The 24,610-nt window shown below is 64.7% G+C and carries 19 protein-coding genes; 15 read left to right on the forward strand and 4 right to left on the reverse strand.

Going from position 1 to position 24,610, the window contains the following annotated elements; all coding sequences use genetic code 11:
• Positions 1–755: 755 nt before the first annotated feature.
• Both ACYVKL_RS38015 and ACYVKL_RS38020 read right to left on the reverse strand, forming a co-directional pair.
• Entirely contained in the window at positions 756–1,124 is a 369-nt protein-coding gene (locus ACYVKL_RS38015) for a hypothetical protein (protein ID WP_379172187.1), read from the reverse strand.
• Positions 1,121–1,375, reverse strand: a complete 255-nt coding sequence (locus tag ACYVKL_RS38020; protein WP_379172189.1) for a hypothetical protein — start codon at positions 1,373–1,375, stop codon at positions 1,121–1,123. The genes ACYVKL_RS38015 and ACYVKL_RS38020 overlap by 4 nt, the downstream gene beginning before the upstream one ends.
• A gap of 3,287 nt (positions 1,376–4,662) precedes the next feature.
• Between ACYVKL_RS38020 and ACYVKL_RS38025 the strand changes: the two genes are divergently transcribed.
• Positions 4,663–5,586, forward strand: coding sequence for a ParA family protein (locus tag ACYVKL_RS38025; protein ID WP_379172191.1), 924 nt, complete (start codon positions 4,663–4,665; stop codon positions 5,584–5,586).
• Positions 5,587–6,270, forward strand: coding sequence for a hypothetical protein (locus ACYVKL_RS38030; protein WP_379172193.1), 684 nt, complete (start codon positions 5,587–5,589; stop codon positions 6,268–6,270).
• Positions 6,271–6,519: 249 nt separating this feature from the next.
• Here ACYVKL_RS38030 and ACYVKL_RS38035 read toward each other — a convergent pair whose 3' ends face one another.
• Entirely contained in the window at positions 6,520–7,437 is a 918-nt protein-coding gene (locus ACYVKL_RS38035; RefSeq protein ID WP_379172195.1) for a replication protein RepA, read from the reverse strand.
• 1,761 nt (positions 7,438–9,198) lie between these two features.
• Here ACYVKL_RS38035 and ACYVKL_RS38040 point away from each other — a divergent pair.
• From ACYVKL_RS38040 to ACYVKL_RS38050, 3 genes are all read left to right on the forward strand, one after another.
• The gene (locus tag ACYVKL_RS38040) at positions 9,199–9,447 is read left to right on the forward strand and encodes an LD-carboxypeptidase (RefSeq protein WP_379172197.1); all 249 of its coding nucleotides are present in this window, start codon (positions 9,199–9,201) and stop codon (positions 9,445–9,447) included.
• A 306-nt stretch (positions 9,448–9,753) separates the two neighbouring features.
• Positions 9,754–10,428, forward strand: a complete 675-nt coding sequence (locus ACYVKL_RS38045) for a hypothetical protein (RefSeq protein ID WP_379172199.1) — start codon at positions 9,754–9,756, stop codon at positions 10,426–10,428.
• 90 nt (positions 10,429–10,518) lie between these two features.
• Complete coding sequence (locus ACYVKL_RS38050) at positions 10,519–10,728, forward strand: hypothetical protein (RefSeq protein ID WP_379172201.1); 210 nt, start codon at positions 10,519–10,521, stop codon at positions 10,726–10,728.
• 908 nt (positions 10,729–11,636) lie between these two features.
• Here the strand turns inward: ACYVKL_RS38050 and ACYVKL_RS38055 are convergent.
• On the reverse strand, positions 11,637–12,311 hold the full coding sequence (locus ACYVKL_RS38055; RefSeq protein ID WP_379172203.1) for a MerR family transcriptional regulator: 675 nt from the start codon (positions 12,309–12,311) through the stop codon (positions 11,637–11,639).
• A 270-nt stretch (positions 12,312–12,581) separates the two neighbouring features.
• Between ACYVKL_RS38055 and ACYVKL_RS38060 the strand changes: the two genes are divergently transcribed.
• The 10 genes from ACYVKL_RS38060 to ACYVKL_RS38105 all read left to right on the forward strand — a co-directional run bounded on the left by ACYVKL_RS38060 (position 12,582) and on the right by ACYVKL_RS38105 (position 24,515).
• A complete protein-coding gene (locus tag ACYVKL_RS38060; RefSeq protein WP_379172205.1) occupies positions 12,582–13,031 on the forward strand; it encodes a hypothetical protein in 450 nt (149 codons plus the stop codon).
• Positions 13,032–13,079: 48 nt separating this feature from the next.
• The gene (locus ACYVKL_RS38065) at positions 13,080–13,973 is read left to right on the forward strand and encodes an ROK family protein (RefSeq protein ID WP_379172207.1); all 894 of its coding nucleotides are present in this window, start codon (positions 13,080–13,082) and stop codon (positions 13,971–13,973) included.
• 172 nt (positions 13,974–14,145) lie between these two features.
• Positions 14,146–15,297: a GAF domain-containing protein gene (locus ACYVKL_RS38070; protein ID WP_379172210.1), complete on the forward strand. Its 1,152-nt coding sequence runs from the start codon at positions 14,146–14,148 to the stop codon at positions 15,295–15,297.
• 161 nt (positions 15,298–15,458) lie between these two features.
• A complete protein-coding gene (locus ACYVKL_RS38075) occupies positions 15,459–16,370 on the forward strand; it encodes a conjugal transfer protein (RefSeq protein WP_379172212.1) in 912 nt (303 codons plus the stop codon).
• 17 nt (positions 16,371–16,387) lie between these two features.
• On the forward strand, positions 16,388–16,654 hold the full coding sequence (locus tag ACYVKL_RS38080) for a hypothetical protein (protein WP_379172214.1): 267 nt from the start codon (positions 16,388–16,390) through the stop codon (positions 16,652–16,654).
• Entirely contained in the window at positions 16,651–17,148 is a 498-nt protein-coding gene (locus ACYVKL_RS38085; protein ID WP_379172216.1) for a hypothetical protein, read from the forward strand. Before ACYVKL_RS38080 ends, ACYVKL_RS38085 begins: the two co-directional genes overlap by 4 nt.
• Positions 17,145–19,664, forward strand: a complete 2,520-nt coding sequence (locus ACYVKL_RS38090) for an ATP-binding protein (RefSeq protein ID WP_379172218.1) — start codon at positions 17,145–17,147, stop codon at positions 19,662–19,664. Before ACYVKL_RS38085 ends, ACYVKL_RS38090 begins: the two co-directional genes overlap by 4 nt.
• Positions 19,661–22,129 (forward strand): hypothetical protein, encoded by a 2,469-nt coding sequence (locus tag ACYVKL_RS38095; protein WP_379172221.1) that lies wholly within the window; start codon positions 19,661–19,663, stop codon positions 22,127–22,129. Before ACYVKL_RS38090 ends, ACYVKL_RS38095 begins: the two co-directional genes overlap by 4 nt.
• Before the next feature lie 50 nt (positions 22,130–22,179).
• Entirely contained in the window at positions 22,180–23,058 is an 879-nt protein-coding gene (locus ACYVKL_RS38100; RefSeq protein ID WP_379172223.1) for an NlpC/P60 family protein, read from the forward strand.
• A 218-nt stretch (positions 23,059–23,276) separates the two neighbouring features.
• Positions 23,277–24,515 carry a C40 family peptidase gene (locus ACYVKL_RS38105; protein ID WP_379172225.1) on the forward strand — a complete coding sequence of 413 codons (1,239 nt, stop codon included), beginning with the start codon at positions 23,277–23,279 and terminating at the stop codon, positions 24,513–24,515.
• Positions 24,516–24,610 lie beyond the last annotated feature (95 nt).

Below are 24,610 nucleotides of genomic sequence, written 5' to 3' on the forward strand. Positions count from 1 at the left end.
AGCACCATCAGGCAGGCTGCATTGATCGAGATGCGGGCTCACCAGCGTGCGCGGCGGGCAGAAGCAGATTCCACAGCCGCCCGCGGCCCGAGCCTTCGCGCGAAGGGTGTCGGGCAACGACATCGGCGCTGGTCATTCCATGGATCGCCCCAGAATCACGCAACGCCGCGACGTCGTGGTGGTACTGGGGCGACGGGCACGACCTCCTCGTCGACGAAGCGGCGAACACGCTCGGCCAGCTCGGCCGCGTGTTCACTCGGTGCGAAGTCCATCTCTCCTCGTTTCGGTGTGGCGGACGAGCGGTCACAACCGCGGAGGTCCGCACGCGGGTTGAAGCGTCCCTCTCGGTCCCGCAAAGCAGAGCGCAAGGGCACCAGGAATGTTGATCTGCAATCCTGATCGAGCAGACGGTCCGTTTGAATAGGCCTGGGGCACCCGAATGATGTGCACACGCACATCCGTCCTTGAGAGACCTCGAAAGCGGCGAGGAAAAAGATCCGCCAGCGGCTTCCCGGATACCACGAAAGCATTCCCGCCTACAACCGGGTCGATCCCGGCTCCATCGAGCAGGACACCCATGCGGGCAGCGGCCACGCACACCGCACTGGCTGCCTGTAGCCGGCAGCCTGTCCAGCGGTCGGCTCGATCAGCACAACGTCAGGCCACCGGACGCGCGGGGCACATCCGTCCGCCCAGATGCGGGGGCCCTCAGCCACGACGTCGGAGATGCGCATGCCCGAATTTCTCTCGGGGTTCTACCGGCCGGGACCTAACACGGCGTCGGGGGTGACAAGGCCGACCAGCGCGCCCACGACTTGCCGCAGCGTGGACTCGCTAACGACGCCGATGCGGTCGTGCAGCCACGGCCGGTACAGGGGTGTGATTCGGTACACCACCGCGGACAGGCCAGGAAGAGGGTCGGCATCGGAAAACGGGACAGCCAACCCGGGCATCTTCGGCGTCAGCTCGACCGGGACGGCGAGCACGGTCGGCAAGATGGTGTTGGCAGCGGTGCGGGACAGAATCAGCACGCGATCGCTGCCGAGCGAGGATGGCTTCTCGCGTCCGGCGATGCTCGGAAGGTAGTGCCAGACCTCGCCGTGGGCGGGGACGGCGGCAGTCACCAGGCTGTGCTGTCAGCGCGGATTGCGTCGGCCATGGCCGCGCGTTCGACTTCGACCTGCTCGAAGTACTCGGCGGTGTCGCGGCCCTGGGCTCGTTCGTAGTCCGCGGCGATCCGTGCGGCAGTGATCAGCACGCGGTCCCGCAGTGCGGCCTCGGCGAACACTGAGAAGGTGACCCCAAGCTCGCGAGCAGCCTCTTTGGATTGTTCGAGCACGGCCTCATCCACGCTCACCGAGGTATTAGCTTTCATAATAGAAATCGTAGCAAGACTACTCGCATGCTCTCGAGAATCGAGTCCCGCCATTCAACCAATCCAATAGGCCGCCACGGGAAACAACACCGCACACGACGCCCCCGAGGCGACTGAGCCGCACCATCCAGCACGGATCTTCCGGTGCGCCCCGGCCGCGATCAGGCCACTGATTCCCGGCGGCGGTGACGGCCGGCCGACACCGGGATCTCCGCGACCGCCGCGGGAAGCCAGTCGGTCGGCGCTTCGAGCAGGCTGTGTAGGTAGTCGCAGAATGCTTCGACGTCCTATCGGACGTCGACCGGGCACGACCGTCGAGGCAAGCGGCTCGGCACAACAGTCCTCGCCCGCTGAGAACGGCCCCTCACGCCGCCGCCCCCGCCTGCCGCCCGTGATTGCTGCAGGTCAGAGCCTCAAACCGCGTGAGATCGAACGCTGTCGAACTTTTCTGGCCAGGCCCATGTCCATACCTCAAAACGGGGTATCGATCGCTCTATGGACAGAATAGAGGCCAATTCGGCCCGCGAGAGGTCCCCAGGGCATTCCAAAACGGTCAAACTGGCCGTAAATCGACTGATTTCAGCATCTCGCCAGCAAACGTGGGTGGCGGGGCTCGCGTCACCTCCCACACCCTCGATCCGCAGACACTCGACACACGTGTGATGTCGTTCAAGACGCGGCCCACACCCGCCTCGAGCGCACCGAGAAGCGTATCGACACAGGGGCAAGCAGCAGGCCCCGCGCAATCGGTTGAATTCGGATCCCATGCGAGTACGGACTGTGCACAATACTGACTTCCGCCGTCCGCCCAGGTACATCCGCGAGCACAGTGCACCGAAGAACCAGCACAACCATCGCCCGCAGGCTCCCGCACTACGAGAGAAGCGTTGCGGCACATCGACCGCCGCAGGCGCCGACCCTCACGGCTATCAGCTACCCGCTGATCAGAGCTAAAGCATCGGCCACTCGGATCACCTCCGGATCGCGTGGCCATTGTTCGCAACTGTGCGTGTTTCGCCCGCGCCGCCCGCTCGACGGCGGCCGACCGAGGACGCGCCCGAAGAACAGCTGCCAACTACTCCGTCATACTGCGTTGAACTCGCCCAAGATCCGTGCACGACAACCGACCCGACACACGCGGCCACGCCAGCACCGGACGAGACATTGTGCACCGATGGACGAACGGAGCGCCGGGGCTCGACACATGAAGGCAATCGGTGGCGCACGAAATACCCGTTCCCATTGTCCAGTCCAGTACGAGCGACATCCTTCGCCGGACAGCATCGTAGGAACGCATAGGCGGCGGACACTTTCCGCGGCGCGTCAACTTCTCGACTGTCCCGGAGTGCTCGACGGGGGGCGCACTCTCGACAAAGTTTGTTGCTCCACCCACGCTGGGGATCGCCAAATGTGCACCCCACTCCCCCGCTGACAACCCTTCGTCCTCGTATCCGTACGACGCGGCGGTGGGTTCAGAGCTTCGAGACGCCCATTGCCGCGGATAGTGGCGCGTGGACGTCACCGCGACGGATACCGAGACGCTCACAGCGGAACTTACCCGCGACGATCGCAAGGCTTTGAAAGCATCGGGTATTGGCCCGACGAAGAACAGGAGCACTAGTGATCGCGGACGATACGACCCACTAGTCGCCGACGGTCCTGTGTCTCGCGCTCGAGCACGAGTAGAGGTGGGCGTGGGACACGACGATGACGCCTCGATCGGCATGGCATAGGCGATCGACGTTAGACTTCACGGCAACGCGGATTCACCGTGAAGCACGAGTGATCGAGACTGCCGTTAGGGAGGTGAGCGCCATGATCGCACAAGCGATCTCGCCATTCGGTCGAGCTGCGCTCCCCTACCCGATGAGCCGCCCAAACGGCTCGATCCACGCTAGCGTGTCACCCAGACGTGAGGCATCCGAGAGAGATACCGCACTCGAAAAAATAGCGTCTGAACTGCGAGGATCAGTTACTACACAGACAGAACCCTTATCTCGCACCCACTCTCTGGCCAGACCTAACGTCTTACATAAGACAGTACTCAAGACCGATCCTGCGACTGTCGATAAGACGATATGTAAGACGTTAAGACAGGACATCGCTTGCCCAGGAGCTCTGACAGCTCATGGGGCTGCTGAATCGATCGGTTCGATGACTGTTGCAGCGTCCACCCGATCGATCCTCTCAGCTACCGTTGAGAAAGCTCTGTTCCGGGTGGCAACACTGATTCCATGCAAGGCGCACATGATGGTTGAAGGTGGGGTCAGTTGGCCAGTCGCAGAGACCATCAGATACCGGGTTCTCGGTCGTGCGGCCGGAACTGCCATTCAGACGCTCTCTTATCTGGGCGTCAACTGCGCGCATCGTCGGAGCGTTCCACTGAGCTGTGCACTGGCGACGAGAAGGGACAAGCACGCGGCAATGCCTCGTACCGTTGCAGCGACCCTACTGCTGGCGATGATGCGGACCCTGTCAGCGGAAGGGTCAGATGCCGTGGGCATGACATGGGAATCGTCCACTGCCTCAACCTATGTCAAGGCAGGCGACTCCACCCGATACTGCACCGGACATGAAGCTCTGAACATGATCAGGTACAAGATCCAGGTCCAGAACCATGCTTCGACTGATCGTGCTACCTGTTTCGAGCTTCTTCTCAGGACCAGCTCCACGACGCCACTACTTACCCTGACGACTACCCATGAAATGGGGAATCATCACCCCATCGCTTCACCCCCTCCCAAGTCCATTACAGAACTCTTTGCGCGAGCCATGTTTCCGAGTCGTCCCACTACGCCTTCATCGGCAAATCCACAGGCGAGGATGCCGACGCATCTTCTGCTCGTAGAACCGCTCATACCACGTATGACATGCAGTGACGCTGGTGAAGTCGAGATGAGCGCATATGACCGGACAGTGGACGAGGGTGGATATCGGGGGTACTCGCCTACCCTTGTTGGCGTCCATACAAGTCTCTCGGTACCGACCATGTCATCGGCCGTCCATCGGCCATCAAAAGCGTCTTTCGACAAGGCATTTGATAGTTGCTGAGCCGCGATATCAACAACCACCTGAGCAAGTACGCGACATTTGATGCGCGATACTGTCGGTCTATCGATCTCGGCCTGAACCATCGAAAGCGGTGAATCTCTGGCCGGAGCTCGGAGCAATTGGCTTACAGGAGATTTCACCCTGAACTGAGGCGGAGACGTCGCCATCGCTCTGCCTGCGACACACCCCTCCGAGATGGTTGTTCCTTCCGCACTGCCTCCGGTACTGTCCACGGCGTGACGAGTACGCGTTTGCTGTCAGATCTCCGTGCGGTCCGACGAACGATATTGGTGGCCAACCAAAAAGGGGGAGTGGGGAAGTCCTCGATCGTCGCGGCCATCGCAGTCGCGGTCGCGCTGCGCGGCAAGCGTGTGCTGGTAGTCGACGCCGACCAGCAGGGCAACTGCACGGTACGTGACCTCGGCGTCGCAGACTCCGACGACGGCCGTTCCCTGGCAATGACTTTGCAGTACGGCTCCGCCCTCGAGCCGGTCCGGGACGTGCGACCGGGACTCGACGTCGTTTGCGGCGGAAAGCTTCTCGCGATGGCGGGAACGGTTGTCACCAACGCCGAACAGCACGGCATCGATCCACGGCAGAATTTGCTGGTCGCGCTGTCGGCCCTGGTCGACAGCGAGGGCTACGACCTGGTACTCATCGATTCCGGCCCGGGAGACCGCGGGGTGCTCGATCTGCTGCTGCAGGTCGTGAGCTGGTTGATCGTCCCGACCAAGGAAGACGACGCGAGCATCGACGGCGCAGAGCTCTTGGCCCGCAGGTACCTGTGGGCTCGGAAGAACGGCGCCATGGTCGAACTGATGGGAATGGTTCTGTTCGACTGCAATCCACGCGCAGTCCGACGCAACGAGGACACACTCGGCAAGATCATGGACCTTCTCGAGGGCACGGGGATCGAACCGTTCAAGAACTTCATCCGCCAGGACAAAGCCGCCGCTCTCGACTCTCGTGCCTTCCACCGCACAGCCGAGGAGCTCATCGATTTCGCACCACCCCGCAACGGTGATGGCGCAGACTCCGACGACCAGCCCTCGAAAAAATGGTCACGTGACACCGAGCCCTTGGCCACCGACTACCAGAAGCTGACCAGGGAAGTACTCGTCCGCCTCGCGGCCGGCGAACGCGCGAAGGAGGGCGTGTAAATGGCCAGGAAAGGCGCATTCAGGGACAACGATCTCGACGACATCGACGACCTCCTTCCTCCGGTGCCTCCCGCCGAGACGGTTGTCGCGCCACCGCCGGTGCCGTCGATCGAGCTCAGCGATCCACCGCACGGCTCACCACATCGGCCGAATCCCGCCCCCAAGCCTCGTAAAGCAGCTCCCCGGGCCACCGCAGGCCCACCCGAGGCAACCAAGCGTCCCCGAGCTACGCAGACACGCGCCAAGACCGGTCAAGGCACCGCCGAGGCCCATGTCGCAAGTGTGGTGGCAGAAGCATTGCGCAAGCGCACCCATGGAGAAAAGGAACGCCGCGGGAAGGGGCGCAGCTACGGTGAGGTGGTGCTCGACGCCATCGAGACCTTCGAGCAGGACATCCAACAGCACTTTGCGGCCCAGGCCAATCCCAAGCCCACAGGGCGACTGTTCAAGCGAGTCGACCATTCCCGGCCACGGCGCCGCCGCCATGAAGAGCCGCCCGTGAAGATTCCGTTGGCCGGCATCATCCCCGCCGACATCGAGATGCTCGACTCACTGGCCGTCGAATGGCAGGCGGGAAGCCGTAGCGCGCTGGTCGACTACGCCCTGAAGCTGTATTTGTCGGACGATATCGCGCGACTCGAGGGCCAATCCGACCCGGACGACGAAGCCGGCACCGACATCTAGATCGATTCCCTTGCATTGCTGGTCGTGGCGCCCCAGGTCGTACCAACCCTGGGGCGGCACCGACGAGGGTAGCCGTCGAACAGGGGGGCGAGCAGTCCCTTGACTGCGACTACCGTAGCGGACCCAAATCGTCGACACCGGACACCGCGATCCGAAAACGCCGGCCACTTCGGTCTGCCGAATTATGCTCCACCGCAAAAGATTTCATGCTGGATCCGGCCGCTGTCAGGCGGCGGCAGATGTCGGTAATCAACGCGCCAAGGCACGGAACCCAGGGGACGCCGGGATGTGAGGAAGGCCTGGGCGCAGGACTACACCCGCATCCGTCGTGTCCACGTTCGCTTGTGGGTACACCACCATCACCTGTTTGAGCCCCTCGGTGAAGTCGCGTCGGAACTGGTGTCGCCGACGGCGATCGGAGCTGTCCGCGGCGGAACCGAACTGAATCATCAACGATTCCCACGGCACCGTCGTCTCTCGCTTCACTGAGAACATGCGATAGGTCAACCAGGCATAGATGTCCAAGCGCAGGGCCGACCCGCCCAACGCCTTGATCGCATTCATGTCCAGCGGCACCGGGTGCGCGGTGACCTCACGGAAGAACTCGTCGCTGAGTCGCACGGTCGAGCTGAACAACGACGGGTGTCCATCTTCGTCATCGGCCCCGCACCAAATGTTGTAGGCGCTGGCCACATACAGCTTGGCGCCGATCCGCCGGTTCGCATCACCCTTGTACTCGATGGTCAAGGTAGCGTTGAACAGTCGATGCGACTGGTTGCGCATCCGGGTCAGCGACCCGTTCTTCCCCCCGGTCGCGGCCAGACCCATCGAGCGCATGAAGTCGGTCAGACTGTCGCCGAGGACGATCTCCTGCGAGCCGGTCCGAACCGCCTCGGTCGACAAAAAGGTCAGTATGAGCCGCGGCATGGTCCCATAGGGATAGCCGATCGACACCGTCTTGTTGTTCGAATCGGTGGTCATACCGGGTTGAACGGTCAATGACAGGTCGCCGTTGCGTCGACCCCAAGCCGGCACGTCGCCCGGGTCGCGGTAGGGCAGCGAAGTCTGGGTGAAGACGCGAGCAAGGTAACCGACTTCCTGCTCGCCATCCCAAACCTCCGCTGCCGCGCGGACAATGTCCAACGGGCTGCGTTTGGGGCGGGGCATGGACCCTAGCATTGCACGTTGACCGGAAAACACCAGCTCTTACTATCCCCGTGTCCGGGAATACCTCGCGCATAATCGCGGACCGACCCGCGTCCAGGCAATACGCATAGATCGCGGACATCGATGAATCGGCGCAGGTCAAGAGGCCTTGGCGCGCCCTGGGCCCACGCATAATAAGCGGACATCACACAACCGGCGGGGGCGTTCCGAGGTGACGCGCGCCATCTTCGATGGCATGCCACCTCCACCGGCCGACGCACCCATCCCACCGAAACTCACGTAGTCGCAGGTCACAGCACCCGAGGACTGTCGGCTCGGGACCAGCGACACGCATAACTCGCGGACATACCGGACACGGGCAGGTTGCGATGACAGTGGTGGGGCGGGAAGCGCATATCTCGCGGACACCCCGAGGCCACGCATATCTTGCGGACACGCGTCGCATCGTCCTCACCAACGCCGAAACCCACGCATACCTCGCGGACAAGCTGGCGGCCGCGCATATCTCGCGGACGCCGAGGGGTTGTCCACGCATATCCTGCGGACTGGGGATAACCGGCGTCCGTAAGATATGCGAAGCGTGCCACCGGCCCGGGTGCGCGGAACCGGCGGCTTCTCGCAGGTCCGCAACTGTTTCTCGCCCGTCCGCCGCGCAGCAACATCCCGGAAGACTCGCAAGACATCACGCATAACCAGCGGACGGATAGATAGGCCATCTATCCACGCATATCCTGCGGACACCATCCACAGGGTTGTGCTGTGAGTTCACCGCGTCCGCAGGTTATCCACGCATATCCTGCGGACACCGCTCACCGCATTCCCCCAGGAAGCCGCGCATATCTTGCGGACACCCCACGCATATCTTGCGGACGACGCCCTATGGTTTCCGCAGGTGACACGCACAAAATCGGGCCCTCATGTAGTTCTTCTCCTAGAAAAGAAACCTGTAGTAAGCTGGCGTCGGCTGTGGATAGAGATCACGCCTCAGCCCACCCCCAATGACCTTCCCTAAAGCTTCAACCTGCTTTGCCGACCGTTGTCGGTCGCTCAGTGCCACAGGTTTGTTGCTTCCCTGCTCCCGGTCCCGGCCATCGCAGCTGGGCGGAATCTCCCGGTGATTGCCCACGCCCAACGCACTTGATCTGGCCCCGCTACGTCCTGGCATCCAGATTGCACACGGACGCGGACGCCGTCCCATCATCGCAGCCCTGCCTTTCGCAGGCTTTTGCTACGGATCGGCTAACCAGTAATCGAGGCTGCCCCAATGTCTTTCGCTCAGCTGGCCACCGACCGCTCCGGCTGGGAAGGCCAGCCTCTGCGTCATCTTCCGGCGATGATCGTCGTCGGCACACCATTCCGGCATGTGCTGCCTCGGCCGGCAAAGGTCAGGACTCGTATTGCGGCCCTTGCGAGCACCGCGAGTGCCCCGCGCTGCCCGCGGGGAGACCAACCGTGTGAAGTCCCCCGACCGAAGCCGTGATGCGCGCAATGCTCTGACATCGACGATCGTGACCCGGTGTCGGTGATTCACGCCGTTGTCGCCCAGCTCGATCCCGTATCGACAAGCCACTCAATGGAGTTCGCGTCTGCCGCGCCTACATCGCGCATTCCCGCATCGACAGATACTCACGCGCCAAGGCCAGGCGCCGACCGGTGACCCACGACCCGCACGGCGGCCCGATCTGCGCCAACTGCTTCATTACCGACCCACACATGACTTGACCAACCCGGCCGGAGGCACTGTCATGGCCCCAGCTGGGCGTGGGTGACCACCTGCGGCTCGTCTGTCCAGCCAGCTTCCCGGAGAATCCGGGCGCGATCGACGAGTCGGCCGGCGTCCTGAGCAGTTGGGGCCTACAGGTCGAGATCGGCGAACATGCCCTGGACAGGCGAGGCTACATGGCCGGGCGGGACCAGGACCGACTCGCCGACCTCAATGCCGCCTACACCGACCCTCACGGGGTCCCAGTAACAAATCGCCGAAATGGCCCTGCACCTGGTGAGGGATGATTCGCTGGGTTCTGCTGCGAGCCAGGATGGTTGGTGGTTGGCTTGGCGGCCTATGAGGTTGGTAGGTGTGCTGGAGGTTGGGGTTCGTGGCGAGGCGGGTGTTCGCGGACGAGGAACTTGCGCGTCTGCGGGAGTTCCCGGAGATCAGTCGGGGACGATTCCTGCTCGTGACACGCTTCGTACCGACGCCCCTTCCCGCCAGGTTTCATCACGTTCCTTCCACGCCAACTCCCTGACCGGCCCACCGTGCTGGGGAGCTGGGCCTGTCACTGATCAAGTGCCGGGAGTAGCCGAAAGGGGGCGTCAGTGAGTGGTCAACGACGCCGGTGGTGGGGAAGTCCGCCGCCGGAGAACAACAACCCGATCACCGACGACTCGGTGCGCAATCAGATCACCGGCGACCATGCGGGAACGGTGGTGCAGGCTCGCGACATTCACGGCGACGTCACCGTCATGCACGACAGCTCCGCGCCCCTGCTCGATGCACCGATCACGGTGAGCACCCAAATCCTCTCGACGAACTCGGTGACAATCGAACCGCTCGTCCCGGACGGCCCTGACGGGGAGCGTCTCCCGGTCAGTGGCGGCCAGCAGATCGAGGTCTTGCTCGAGACCCGTATTCGGCAAGCGGTCGTGCTGCACGGGATGCAGGTGGTAGTGATTGCTCGGACCCCTCCGCGACCGTCCGTGGACGTGGATGGGCTCACGGGGCTGATGCCGGTGCGCGGCTTCGCGGTCGATCTCGACCCGGATCCGCCGCGGATCACTGCCCACAGCGCGGACTTCCCGTTCAAGATCTCCGACAGTAATCCGGAGGTTTTCGTGTTCGAGCCCACCATCACTGCCAACGAGGTCGAATGGGCGCTCGAACTCGACTGGACGTGTGCTCGTCGCCGCAGCACGACCCGGGTCCCCGAGCGCTGGAACTTTCAGCTGTATCCGATGTATTCGAGCCGAAGGTCCCATCCCGGCCGGAGATGACCGGACGGGCAAAATCTGGCAATGTCGGTGAAACCCTTTGGTAGCGTGGCGATCCGCTGTGAGTGAGCCACTCGAGTGTGAAGAACGGCAATGGTCGAACCTGTCCTGACCGTGATGGCCGCGACCGGGCTGTATGACCTGGTGCGCAAGAAGTTCGCCAAGAGCGCGGAGCAGACCGCGGTCCTGGAGGCGGCGGTCTGCGCGGGCACCGATTCGCCCCAGGTGCGGCAGCTGGCGCAGGCGCTCCAGCATGCCGAGCTCACCGATCCGGCATTCGGTGCGCAGCTGCGCACCGAATGAGCGCGGATCTCGCTCGGCGGGGCCATCGGGGAGGGCAATGTCAGCAACGAGATCTCTGGCACGGTGTCCGGAAAGGTGGTGCAGGGCCACGATTTTCACGGCGACATCACCATGTGACCATCGCGGAGTCCCGCAGTCCAGGCTGCGGGACCGCCCACAGCTCGTCTATGCGCTTTCCCGCTTGGCGTGCCCGAGTTCCAACCCATGAATCCCGGCCCCTCGACCCGGGGGTTCCTGGTACCGCCGGTGTGGATGTAGGGCCAACTCGCGGCCGAACTGGCTGCCGGGCCACCACTCCTGGGACGCCAACGCCGCGCGGCTGCGCCACGGCTGATCAAGGACCGCACCCACGGACCACTGTTCCTCACACACCGGCGGCCCGGACCCGGGAAGTACCTCGCCGACCGCGACGTGTGCCCCGACACCGGCTGGCCCGGTCGTCCTACAACCAGGCCCGCGACCTACTCGACGCCGCCATCGACGGCCCCGGAACCGGGCGGGACCTGCACGACCTCCGTCACTGCGGCCTCATTCACCTCGGCGAGGCCGGCGCCAGTCTGCTGGAACCGATGGCCAAGTCCCGCCACCGCAAGGCCGAGAACCTGCGCCGCTACGTCCAACCCTCACCGCAGGCCATACGGCGAGCTCATCAGCCCAATCGGTCCAGGGACCGACCGTCGCTGACCAGCGGCTACGCCATATCCACCCGAAATTCGGCGCATGCTACGGGGACCCCTCACCCTGCTGCACGAGACGAATCTTCCGGTTCAGTCGGTGGCGGCGGCACGACGTGGATACCACGATGCTCGTGGGTTCGATGGGCATTGCTGCGGTGGCAGGGTCAGGCCCCGGCGGACTTTCGTCGAGACCACCGCAACCGGGTCGTGACCCGAGCTCACCGGACCGCCTCAGGCGGCTGTCGGGGGTAGCCCTTCTCGCCGGGCCAATGCCTGATCGATCAGTTCCGCGACTGCCCTGGTCGTCATCAGTCGCGCGATCGCGACGTTCGTGTCGAAGACCGTTCGGTCCTTGGGAGCGCGTTCCGACGCCGCATACGGTTGGCCTGCAAGGGGAGACAACACCGCTTCGGCGTAGCGATCGGCCAGCCGCTCGCAGTCGTGCCGGAGCCTTTCGACCAGTTCAACCACTGCCGAAACGGGGAGCCCGGCATCCACGAGCCGGGTGGCAAGATCGCAACAGCGCGGATTGACCAGCCGATACCCTTCCAGCGGATCATCGCTGGCTGCGAGCGCCTTCTTGAGATAGTCCGGAAGGTCGGGGGAGTACTCCTGAGGAATCGGGTCCTCGACCGCTTCGGACACCGGTTGATCGGTCACCCCGAGAACCTCGGCCAACCCGTCGCCGCGGTCCCACGCGTCCAGCAGTTCGCGGATACCGTTCAGCTTCATACCGCGGCTCAGCAGCCGGCTGATGGTTTGCAGCCGATCGAGGTGGTTGTGGCCGTAGTAGCCGATCCGGCCGCGGACATCCGGTGAGGGGAGTAACCCACGTTCGTGGTACACGCGAACGCTGCGCACGGTAGTGTCGGCCGCTCGCGCCAGTTCATCGATGGTGTAGTCCACTGTTGCGATCGTCCTCGGGATCAAACCTGCACGTAGCTCTGGCATGCGGTGTAAAACGCAATCGTACAACGATGCAACACACACGGCGCCCAAGTCAATGAGCCGTTATATAACGGCGTAAACCTTGCGGGGCGGCACATGCGTCGATTAACGTGCAAATTGCCGGCGATGGCAGCCGGCTTTCCGGGGACTGTCGAGCAGCCCTGACGCCCGTCCGATCACTGGGGCACCACCAAAGCCTTTGTGCCCTCGCATTTTCCGGAGACGGCTATGAGCTCTACCCATACCCCTGCGCTGCGCGGGGTTACCACTCGCGCGGCCGATACGACCGCTCACACGATCGGGCCAGACCGCCCGCCGTGTGCGGAGGGACCGAACGACTGGGACCTCGATATCGGCACACCCGACTCCTGGCGAGTCGCCGTCGAGATCTGCCACGACTGCCCCCTGCTGGTCGAGTGTGCCCAGCTCGCACAGGGCTTCATCGACCGCGGCGACGCACCCCGATCGATGATCTGGGCCGGAGTGCCCTACGACAACTCCGGCAAGGTGGTCGAAAATCTGGACCGCCACCGCATCGCCCCCTTCGACCGCAAGCGGCCCATGCGGATCATCCACAACGGCACCAGTCCCTCACGCATCGAGTCCGCGCCGTCCGCGCCCCGACGCCATCTCGTCCTCGGACGTCCATTGCTGCCCGCCGGAACCGAGAGCGCGTAGGGCGCCGGAGCCGATTCGAATGAAATTCTTTGCAGTGATAGGGGATTCATGACCGTACTGGCCTTGGAGATCGGTGACGGACGCTTCGCCGCCTGCCGTGTGGCCCCAGACGTCGGCACTGATCAGGTCCGTCGAATCAGCTATCCCGCCCGGGCGGCATGGGACAGCTGCCGCGACCTTCTGATGGAGGTCTCCGCGGGTGGAAACGTCGACGCTGTCGGCATCGCGTGCACTGGTCCGATCGATATGGCCGCCGGAGTGGTCGCCCCCACCGAAATCCCGGAGTGGCGGGCAGGTTTCGCGATCGTGGAGGCTGTGCGGAAGGTGTTTCCCGCCGCGACGGTGCCGCTCGCTCTCGACGGTGCGTGCCTGGCGGTGGCCGAACAGAACTTCGGAGCCACGCAAGGCGTCATGGATACGGTCACCATCTCGGTGTCCGATCGCATCAGTGGGGGGCTCACGGTGGGCGGTTTCACGGTGGTGGGCCGCACCGGCAACGCCGGAAGTATCGGTCACACACTGGTTCCGGGCTATGACGAGCGGTGCGAATGCGGCGGACGTGGCTGTCTGGAGGCCGTAGCCGGCGGCGGCGCCGCGGTCCGCTGGGCGAGCACACAAGGCTGGCGAGGCAGCTCTGTAGCCGAATTGGCACGTGATGCCCAGGGCGGCAACGATATTGCCGTAGCGGCGGTCGGCAGAGCAGGAACAGCGTTGGGCCGTGCGATCGCCTCTGCCGCCGCGCTGCTGGATGTGGACCTGGTGGTCGTCGGCGGCACCATGGCCGCGGCCGGTCGGGCATTGTGGAAGCCGCTCGGTGAGGCCGTCACCGCCCACGCGAAACAGGCCTACCTTCCTGCTCTGCGGGTCGTGCCCTCCACGCTGGGCGAGGTCGGCGTCCTCGCCGGGGCCGGTGTGCTCGCCGCAACCGTTGCGGGGGACTGAGTTCGGCGTCCGCACAACGGCCCCGGTCCACCGATCACCTGCATTTGCCGAAGATCCGCCGAACGACAGCAAGCTAAACGTGTTGAACGAGCCGCTGGATAACGGTACATTGACAGACGGATGTGATCGAGGAGAGTTCGCATCGTGAGGACGGCTGGTACGGGCGGGTGTTATGCAGAGCGGCTCGGTGATTCCGTGGATAACGGCAGAGATACTCACGCCGGAGGCCATCTCGGTGGCGTCGATGGGAGGCATACCACGTGACTTCGCTGGGTGGCAGCGCGTGCTGCAACGGCAGCTGGCCAAGACTCCCGCGCTCTACGACGGCCTGAGCACGGCCTCTCTCACCGACGCCGTGCAGGTCTGCCGAGAGCTGGCGCAGGACGTCGATCTGAGCATCCCGACCAAATCCGGGGCACACGTCCTGCATATCCGACCGGTACTCGGCCCGGCCGCAGATGTGCACGCCGTGCGGCTGTGGATGGGCCCCGGCAGTATCTCCCTGCCGCCGCCGACACATGCCGTCGGGGCGATCTGGGATCTCGAATCCCAGACGATCGCCGTTCCCAGCGGCATCGCACAACTCGCCGGTATTTCTCCCGAGGAATACACACCAGCGATATCCATTGCCGAGTTCTTTCATCGGATATCGGGATTCGACCGCCATGTCGAAGTTCTCGATCTCCTCTACGACCCGAAGCCCGGCGCGAAGCTACAGTTCGAGGCTTCGGTGACCGACAAAACTGGATCGCCCGGCCGCTGGTGCGTGACGATTCGAGCGCGCGATGACGAGCGCGGCCGCGGTGCTTGGTGGCTGATCGAGGACATCACCTCCCGCCAGGCCGTCATGCAATGGCCGACGCTCGAAAGCGTGGGATTACGCGAAGCGCACCGTCGAGCGGGTATCCATCTCGCCGTGGTTCACCTCGACCACGCCGGCATATCGCACTGGCTCACCGACCCCGCGCCGTGGATACGGTGGGACTATCTGTTCAAGCCCAGCGACGTCTTCCACCCGGAGGAACCAGCCCGGCTCAAGGAGCTGACCGACCGAGTCCGCGGCGGTCACACCGTCGCAGCCACCATCCGAACCCTCGACTATGACGGCGGCTACACCCCGAGCTCGCTGATGATCTACCCCTATCCCGGCTACTCCAACCAGCCACTGGCGCTGGTCCAGTTCGCCTGCACCACCGGCGAGCCTCCCGTCTCACGACTTCCGCCACCACCCGAGGAAGCGAGTGAGTATCTGCCACCTATCGGTTATGACCGACAATTGCGCCACCAAGTCGCCGAGCAAATGCGGCGCACCGTGATCTGCTGACAACTTTCCCATCAATGGGAACAAGACCGAATAGGGTCGGGCGCGCGGTCTCTACCATTTCGAGGGTGACTACCACCGGCGGCAGACGCGCGGATTCAGGGGAGATCCTGCTCCGCAGGATGACCGCTCGCCGCCGTCGCGACAACATAATCGTTGCGATAGTGGCAGTACTCGCCGTTCTCGGCGGCGGCCACGCGGTGCTGGACGCCTTTTCCACACCACCACCGGGGCCATCGGACAATTCGACGATTTCGCTGATCGGCCGCGCCGACCTCGCGGAATGGTTCGCTCGGGAATTCGTCGTCGTATATCTGAGCGCCACTACCGGCCAGCAGGATCGGATCGCCGAATACGTCGGCGGCGCACAGCAGGTCAGCTTGCCCACCACAGCACGACAAGTGACAGATCCGGCCATCGTGTATGTCGCACGTAGCCTGTCGAACGCAAACACCGACATCTGGACCGTCACGATATCGGTGCGCATCGCCAAACGGCCCGGTGCGACCGACGACGCACGCCAGTACTACCGGGTCGCGGTGTCGGTGGTCGACGGACGTCTGCGGGCCCTGGCACTGCCCTCGGCGGTCGAGCCTCCCGGTCGCGGCGCGGATCTGGCCCTGGACTACGCCACCTCGTGCATCCAGGACACCCCGCTCGCGCAGGTCGCCGCCGGCTTCCTGCAGGCGATGCTGACCGGTTCCGGCGACATCACCCGCTACGTCACACCGGATTCGGGGATCGTGTCGCTGCGCCCGTCACCGTTCACCACGGTCGACACCGCAACCGTCCGCGCCGACGACCCGGGCTGCGGCACCACCGCCGATCACTCTCGAGTCCTCGCGACCGTCAATCCCAAGATCGACGGCGGTGTCGCACCGACGCTGGCCTACCCGCTGGTCATGGTTCGCGCCGCCGGTCAATGGCAGGTGCAGTCGCTGGATCTCGTTCCCGCACTTCGGAGTCCGCTGCAAGCCACGACCGACCAACCCTTGCGGGACACGTCAGCGACGCCGACCCCGTCGGCACGAACGCCCTCGAGCGCGGTGCAGATTCCGCCGGCGACACAAAAGTGACCGGGAAAGGACCCCGCATGGGCACCAGCCTAGAAACCATTCTGTCCCTGATCCTGCAAATGGTCCGATGGATCGGCATCCTCATCCTCACGATCGCGAGCATGGCGATCCTGATCTCCGAGGCCACCAAGAACAAGCTCTCACCCGGCAAGGTGATCTCCGTCGTCGGATCGGCGCTGGTCGCCGCGGTCCTGTTCTGGGTGCTACCCAGCCTGGTGTACTTCGCCAGGGCGGACTCGAGCCACGTCGTGCCTGAACGGCCTATCGGCCAGTACGGCCGATGAGCCAGGTCATCAAGGTCTTCACACCGGTCAAACGAGTCCCGACCATGATCGGAAAGGCGCAGAACGGGCAGAAATTGCCGTTCGGGCCCTACACCCTCCCACAGGTCGCCGCCGCCGCGGCTCTGCTGCTGGTCACCTCGGTCAGCTCCATGTCCTTCCCGGTCAACCCCGCCATCACCTTCATCGCCGGATTGTTCGTTACCGCGGTGATCGTTTTCGCACTCGGCCTCGTGCCCTACACCGGGGTTCGCCTGACCTCTCGCGCGCTCTGGGTCGGCCGGCTGATCCTCGACCGCAAGCCGGTATCGGCCTCCGGTATGCCCGTCGACTCCGCCTCGGCACGAAACACCCTGTTCATCGAGGAATCGGTCGTCATCATCCTGCCCGCCACCCCCATGATCGAGCGACCGGCACCCGCCGAACAGTCCGGCAACACACTGCTGGACTTCCTCGTCGGTGACCGTCGAGCGATCACCGAAGGACGGTCCCGATGAGTTTCGATCGCGACCTGCAACCCACCGCGGCGATCCGAGGCCACCTGCAGTTCACCCACCAGGGCCTGGTCACCGCAACGTACTTCATCAACCCGCTCGGCTACGGCCTGCGCAAGGCCGCCGACAAACATGATGTGAAAGCCGCCCATCACGCGCTGATCAACAACGTGCCCAGCGGCTCTCTGCTACTGGGCATCCAAGCCGGCCTCAACACTCGCGATGTCCTGAGCAAAATGGTGGAAGGCGTCGACCTCGACGAATGCGAGGCCTACGCGGTCGAAGTCGTCGCCGCCTTCGAGCGCGTGCGAGCGATCCAGCCGCAGACCCGCATCTTCTTGTTGTCGATACCGGTCGGATCGACCAACCCCGGAGTATCTGCCCTGTCCCGGATGTGGCGCGGCAGCAGGGCATCCGCCGACGCCGCCGCCATCGCGCGCGCCGACCTGGACGCCTACGAGCAGAAGGCGAACGAGATCCTGTCCAGGATCGGTAGCGACTTCGACCCGACCCCGGTGCCGGCCGCGCTATTTCAATGGCTGTGGGAGCACTACCTGTCCCGAGGCGCCGCAGGCGATCCGATCGCACCGACGCGAGTCGGCGCACTCGACGACGCGACCGCGGCCGTGTTCCGGTCCGCCGCGCTCGACGAAGGCGCTCAAGCCGACAACAGCCGGCGCTTACGGCCCTCGTTCGTGCCGGTGATCAAGGTGGTCCAACCCGACCTCGAAGCCCGACCCTCCTATCAGGCCATGCTCACTCCGCACTCGTTTCCGTACGCGGGCATGACCTTTCCCGGCGGTAGCGAGTTCCTCAATGTGCTCGAAGGCTTGGAAGACGTCACCGTCGACTGGGGAATCCGGGTATCGACCAAACCCGCCGACCAGGTCCTCAAGACCAACGAGACCAACCTGCGCCGCCTCGGCGAGCAGATGGACCAACGAGATCAGGAAGTGTCCTTCGCGCACAACACCCTGTTGTCCAAAGCCCAGATGCTCGGCGAGTACAACCACCACTTCGAGGTCAACGGCGGCGAATCGGAAGTCTCGTTCACCACGGTGATCGCGGTGGGCGGCGCCGCCCGCGACGTGACCATGGACGCGGTCAACACCCTCAAACGCCGGTACAAACGATTCCAAATCGACCTGACCGCACCGCTGGGCGCACAGGTCGATCTGTGGTCGATGCTGGTGCCCGGCAGCCCATCCCGTCGTGCCTTCGACGACTACGCCCACATCGTCCCCTCGGATATGTGGGCCGGATTCGTGCCCTTGACCACCAGCCAGATCGGTGACGACAGCGGTCCGGTCATCGGCATCAACCTGATGTCGGGCAATTTCGAGCCCATCCACTTCGGCATCATGGAAGCCGCCCTGCACGACCTGTCCGCCTCGTTCGCCGTCACCGGCGAACTCGGCTCCGGCAAGTCGTATCTGCTGAAATTGATCGCCGCACTGGTACACGACATGGGTGGCCAGTTCCTGGCGATCGACCGCAGCCAGGTCGGCGAATGGGAACATTTCGCCGCCGCCATCGACAACGCGGTCGTCATCGACCTGGCCAACCCGACAGTGTCGCTGGATCCGCTGCGCATGTTCGAACCACGCATCGCGGGGGAGCGGGCCCTCGATTCCATTCTGCCGCTGCTGGATCTCTCACCCACCTCCGGAGCCGGAGCCGCCGCCAGCACCCTGCTCACACCACGCGGAATCGCCGAACACCGCATCCAGTCACTGCTGGATCTGTTCCACGCCGTACGCCACCTGCGCGAAACACCCGGTATCAGCGACGAATACGCCGATCTGGCCGCCCGCCTGGGCACCGTCGTCGATCGCGTCCCGGTGCTGTTCGATCCGAACCTGCCCCCGTTGCGGCTCGACGCCGCCGCCACCGTCATCCGCAGCCACAACGTGGCGCTACCGAGCGCGGAGGAACTCACCACCCCACACCTCTACAACAGACTCCCCCTGACCAAAAGGCTCGGGACCGCACTCTACGAACTCGTCGGAGTCGCCGCCCGAGAGGCATTCCTCAGCGACAGCGGGCGATTCGGTCTGCTGGTCGGAGACGAAGCGCACCACTTCACCCAAACACAGGTCGGTGCGGCGGTCACCTCCGACTTCAGCCGCGACGGCCGAAAACACCTGGCCGCCATCGCCCTGGCGTCGCACGATCCGGCCACCGACTTCCAAGGCGCGGCCCACAATCTGATCCCCAACCGATTCGTCTTCCGTCAACGCGACGAGACACTGGCTCGCAACAGTCTCGAATGGCTCGGCGTCGATCTCGACGAAGCGCCCTACCTGGTGCAGATCCTGCGCGAGGAAACCTCGCCGCCCATCGGGCCCGGCCGCCAGGTACCCGAGGAACGTCGCGGCGAGATGTTCATGCGCGATGCGCTCAATCGCATCGGCCGCGGGAAGGTCCTCGGCCCCGCCCGCGCCGATCGCGCGGTCGCGATCACCAGCACCCCCGCAGCCGCACGCGTCGCGACGGCGAGTCAGCAGACGATGCCATGACCACCGACGCGGCTGGGCGCCACCATGATTCGCCGACGGTGACCGCCCGGTTCGACCCGGAGCAGTTCTGGGATGAACAGCGATGGCAGCCTCGCGCCGTGCTGCGCCGCGGCAGGACCTGGATCACCTCTTCGCCACCGCGCCGACGAAGCGTGACCGTCAGCGCAATCGTGATAGGGCTGTTCGTCTTCCCCGGGCTGCTGGGAACGGTCGCACAAGCCCAGACCGGATCGGGTGGCGCAGCGTCCAACAGCGCGCTGAGCTGGATGAACGTCCGGGACTCGACCGGGGTGGACCTGTCAGACTACATGTTCGCCACCGACACCCACACCAGCCTCCTCGATCCCGCCCGCGCCGGACTGATCGTGGTCATCGGCGTCGAATTCGCCGGCTGGATTGTGATCGTCACCACCGGCATCTGGCTGATCGGATACGTGCTTTCGTTCCAATGGCTCGACCTGCTCGCCGCCCCGCTGCGGACCGTCGCCCGATCATTGACCCAGACGTTCGGCGCGTCCTCGATACTGATCACCGCCGTCGCCGTAGGCGCGTTCTGTGTCGCCTGGTTCGTGCTGCGCGGCCTTCACGCGAAGGCAACCGTCCAAGTGGTCACCATGCTGTGCGTAGCGATTCTCGGTCCAGTGATGTTCGCCGACCCGCTGGCGGAGGTGCTCTCATCCAACGGCTGGCTCAGTCAAGCACGCGACGTGGGCATCTCGGTCGCGGCCGGGCTCAATGGCGATCGGAGTCCACAACCAGGACAACTGATCTCGACGATGCAGCAAGACCTGGCCGACAACTTCGCCCGCCGCCCACTGCAAACCTGGAACTTCGGACATGTCATCGACGGCGAACCCGCATGCCGACAGGCCTGGACGACAGCAGTCAAGGTCGGCGACGAGGACCAACTCAAAACCGGAATCCACGATTGTGGCGATCGGGACGCATACTCGGCCACCAAGAATCCGTCCTTCGGGCAGATCGGTGCCGGACTGCTCGTCCTGCTCACCGGAACCCTGCTGCTGGCCTTCGCCGCGGTGCTGTCGCTGCGGATCGTGCGTTCGGGACTCGATTCGGTCTACCACGGCCTGATGAGCATCTTCGGCTTCGCCGCGGGCGGGTTCATCTACGGACCCAGCCAGACCTTCCTGGTCCGGAACCTGGTGCACGGATTCTTCGCCGCCGCCCGCATGTCCGCCGAGATCGTCTTCCTCGGCATCTATGTCCTGGTCCTGGGTGACCTGTTCCGGCAGGCCGGCGGTCAGGTCATGCCGGTCTTCGTTATCGGCGCGATCCTCGAAGTCGTCGCCATCATCCAACTCAAACGTCTCACCGAAAGTCTTGACCGCGGAAACGATTGGCTCGCAAACCGATTCGCGCTACGAATACAGGGCGACGACCAGCCCGGCGGACTCGCCCTGGGGATGGGCACCATAGGAGCCCGCAGACACGGGCTCGGAGTGATCGGAACCTTCAGCGCGATCAATACCGTCGTCGGCTCCCCGGTCACAGGAATGGCCATGCGCGGTTTGCGTCTTTTGCTACCGAGGTCCGAAGGGCCCGAACCGGACAACCACACCCCGGAGCCGGGCGCGGGCTCGGCGCGCGGCATCGGTGATGGCGGTGGTTGGCAGGCACAGAGGTACGTCCATCGCAGGCGATACGTGGAAGCCGCACGCCGAGGCATTCTGGCTTCGGGCACACGCGGTGGCACCGATACCTACATCGGTGCGGCGGCCGCCATCCAGGCTGCGATCGGCGAGGGTGCAGGGCGCGCCGACCTGTCCGCGGCACTGTCGGGCGCAGGGTTTCGCGACGAGGCAATGACCCGCAAGGCCGTCGAGGCATGGGGCGAAGCCCAGAGCGGATACACGAACCGCGCCGGCAAGGACGAACGACTCGGCTATACGGCCGCCGCGATGCGCCGGGTACACGATCTTGCCTCACAATCGGCCGGATCCGGTTCCGGGCTCACGGAGGAAGACACCGGCGACGTCGCGGCCGCAGTGGCCACCCTGCACGCGATGTCGCACCAACTCCAGTCCGCCAACGCGCGCGGCGTGCACCACGGCGGGCAGCTCGACGACAACCAGCAGCGATACCTCGAGGACTACCTCACCGACCCCACCCGCGAGAAACTCGAGATCCTGGGCCACCTCGCCCACACCGCGGGCTTGACCGAATACGACACCGCAAGCGGGCAATGGAAGGCGCGAAACGGTAGCGGAGGCACCATCGCCGAGGGCGTCGCGAGGCTCCAGAACAACGGAATCGACCGGGCCGCAGCAGGACGCATGTGGGTGCGGCTCGGTGAACAGCACGCCACGCGAGTCCACCGAGCCGTCACCGACCTCGTCGATGATCCGACCAACCCGATGAGGCTGGAAGTCACCATGCAGGCCGTCGAGGACGCCACCGAGACCCAAGACTGGACACCCTCCGGGATGCCTTCCGTATTCCAGTAACTCACGCCACCCGGCGGGCCTTTCGAGACAACCGAAGGAAAGAGCAGACGATGATTCGACTGTTGGCGATACCCGGCGTCGCGCGCCTGCTACGGCGAATCATCGCGGGCGCGTTCGTGCTCCTGGCGACGACGTTCGCCGTGATCATCTTGGCCGTCGGCGGCGCCTCTGCGACATCCGGCAAGTTCCATTGCCAATGCGAAACCGCTGTCGGGCCCGATCCCGAGGCATCAGCACATGCCGCCGGGTCCTCTACCTGCTCGAGCAGCACACCGCCCACGGAGGCGGTACCGACGACCAACCCCTACGCAAGTGTCACCTTCGCACCCGATGACACCCATGTATCGGACTGGTACCGGGCCTGCTCGACAGCGATGCGATCGGCACCCTTCCAACAGCCGCCGCTGACAATCCGATACCAGGGCTTGGCCTCCGAATGCGCCCGACAGGCCGCCCTCACACAGGCGAGCGGGCCTGCGAACAGCAAACGACAAACCCTCGATCCGGCAGCATTGACCGCAGCGGTGATCCACAGCGCCTCAACAGATTCGCTGACCGGCACATGCCAGCAGACCACTACCGGGGCCGGCCCGCGAGGAACCAGCGCCGCCGACGGCGCTGTGGCGCAAGACGATTCGACGATGACCGCGTCGCCACGATGCCAGGATCCTGTCGCTCGCGCGGTCATCGACTTGCCGGACACCCTCGCGGCGCAAAGCCTGTGCGGACAACAAGTCGATCCCTCGGCGGTTTCGCCGGGTGATCTGGTGTTCTGGGGCTACCGCGGCTATGCACCCACTCGTGTCGGCGTCTCGATCGGGTCCGCGCGCATCGTGAGCTGCGATCCGGTCTCCGGACAGGTCACCGAAGCGAGCCTGCCGACCGGAGATGATGTCCGCATCAAACGAGTTCTCGGTGGCCTACCGTGACCAGTGCCGCGGAACCATCCGAGGACACAGCACCCGAGGCCGGAAGTGAACCCGGACCCGACACCGACACCGGTCCGGCAGACGGAAACACACCCCGCCCTGCGACCGTCAGCAAGGACCGGACCAGTCCCAAGACACCGTGGACCCTCCGCAAGAACCCGTCAGCCGATATCGACCCGGCACCATCCATCGAACCCTCGCAAGACACGACACCCGCAGTGTCGGCTGACCGTCCCGCGACCGAACCACGCTCGCCCGCACCGGGTCTCGCCAGCGACACCACACGGCCCGCGCCCGCCGCCGCACCCGCGTCACCCACCGCGCTCCGGGCCACCGTGGCTCGAGCGCAGAATCCGCCGCCTCGATCGGTCACGACACCAGCACCACCCAGCAATGCCCGGCCCGCGGACCCGCCAGCCGACGGGCCCCAGCCCGACGCACACCGGACCGCGCCTTCCCCGCTGACGGGGGCCGCGCTGCTCCCGATACTGGCCGCAGCTCTGGCCGGCGCGGGCGGTGCAAGCGCAAACGGTTCGCCCGCACCGACATCCGCGGCGGCACATGCTCCGGCCGGATCGACTGCCAACCTCTCGCCGAGCGCGCAGGCCGCGATCAAAGCCTTGCGGCTGCTGCGCGACACGTACGGCAATCGTCAGACCACCGCGCCGCCGTCGACGTCGACCAAACCCGCACCCACCGGCGGCGCGCAGTCCAGCGATTCAGCGACCGGGGCCGCGGCGGCGCTGTCCGCCGCCCAGCTCTATCAACACAATGTGGCCACCGCCTACTACAACATCGACAGCCAGCTCGCCCTCTACCTCAAGGCGCTCGCCGGCACTCACACCTTCGACTACGCCGCTGTGAAAAGCCTTCTCGGCCAGCTCAACACGGCGTTGAGCGCACTCGGAGCCTCCGCCTACACCCCCGCCGGACAGCAACGCGTCCACGACATCATCGCCGCCGCATTACAGCAAGGCGGCACCATCGTCGCCGGTGGGCAAATCAGTGCGGCCGACACCGCAGCGGCCATCGATCAACTCACCGCCCTCTACCTGTTCAACATCGCCGGACACAGCCACGCGGGCATCACCTCACCGGCAACGACAGCGACTGCGCAGACAGCGATTTCGGTGGCCCTGTCCGAACTCGGCAAACCCTACGTCTACGGCGCCACCGGACCTGACGCCTTCGACTGCTCGGGCCTGGTCCAATACGCGGCAGCCGCCGCAGGCGTAGCGCTGCCGCGCACCTCCCAAGAGCAGTATCGGCAGCTGCCCGCGGTGAACCCCGCCGACATCCGGCCCGGAGATCTGATCTTCTGTGAGTTCCAGAGCGACGGACCCGGCCACGTCATGATGTACATCGGCAATGGGCAGTGCGTCGAAGCCCCGCACACCGGCGCGAACGTGAAACTTGTTGCCCTGCCCAGCAGTTTCACTGCCGGGCGGTGGACGTAGCGACCTCATCTGACTGATTCTGCGCCGAACTTGCACCTGCACAGGGTTGGTGTGAGAACACAGATGACCGAGTGGGCCGCGGCTCTACGTCAAAC

It is taken from the genome of Nocardia tengchongensis, from assembly GCF_054781395.1.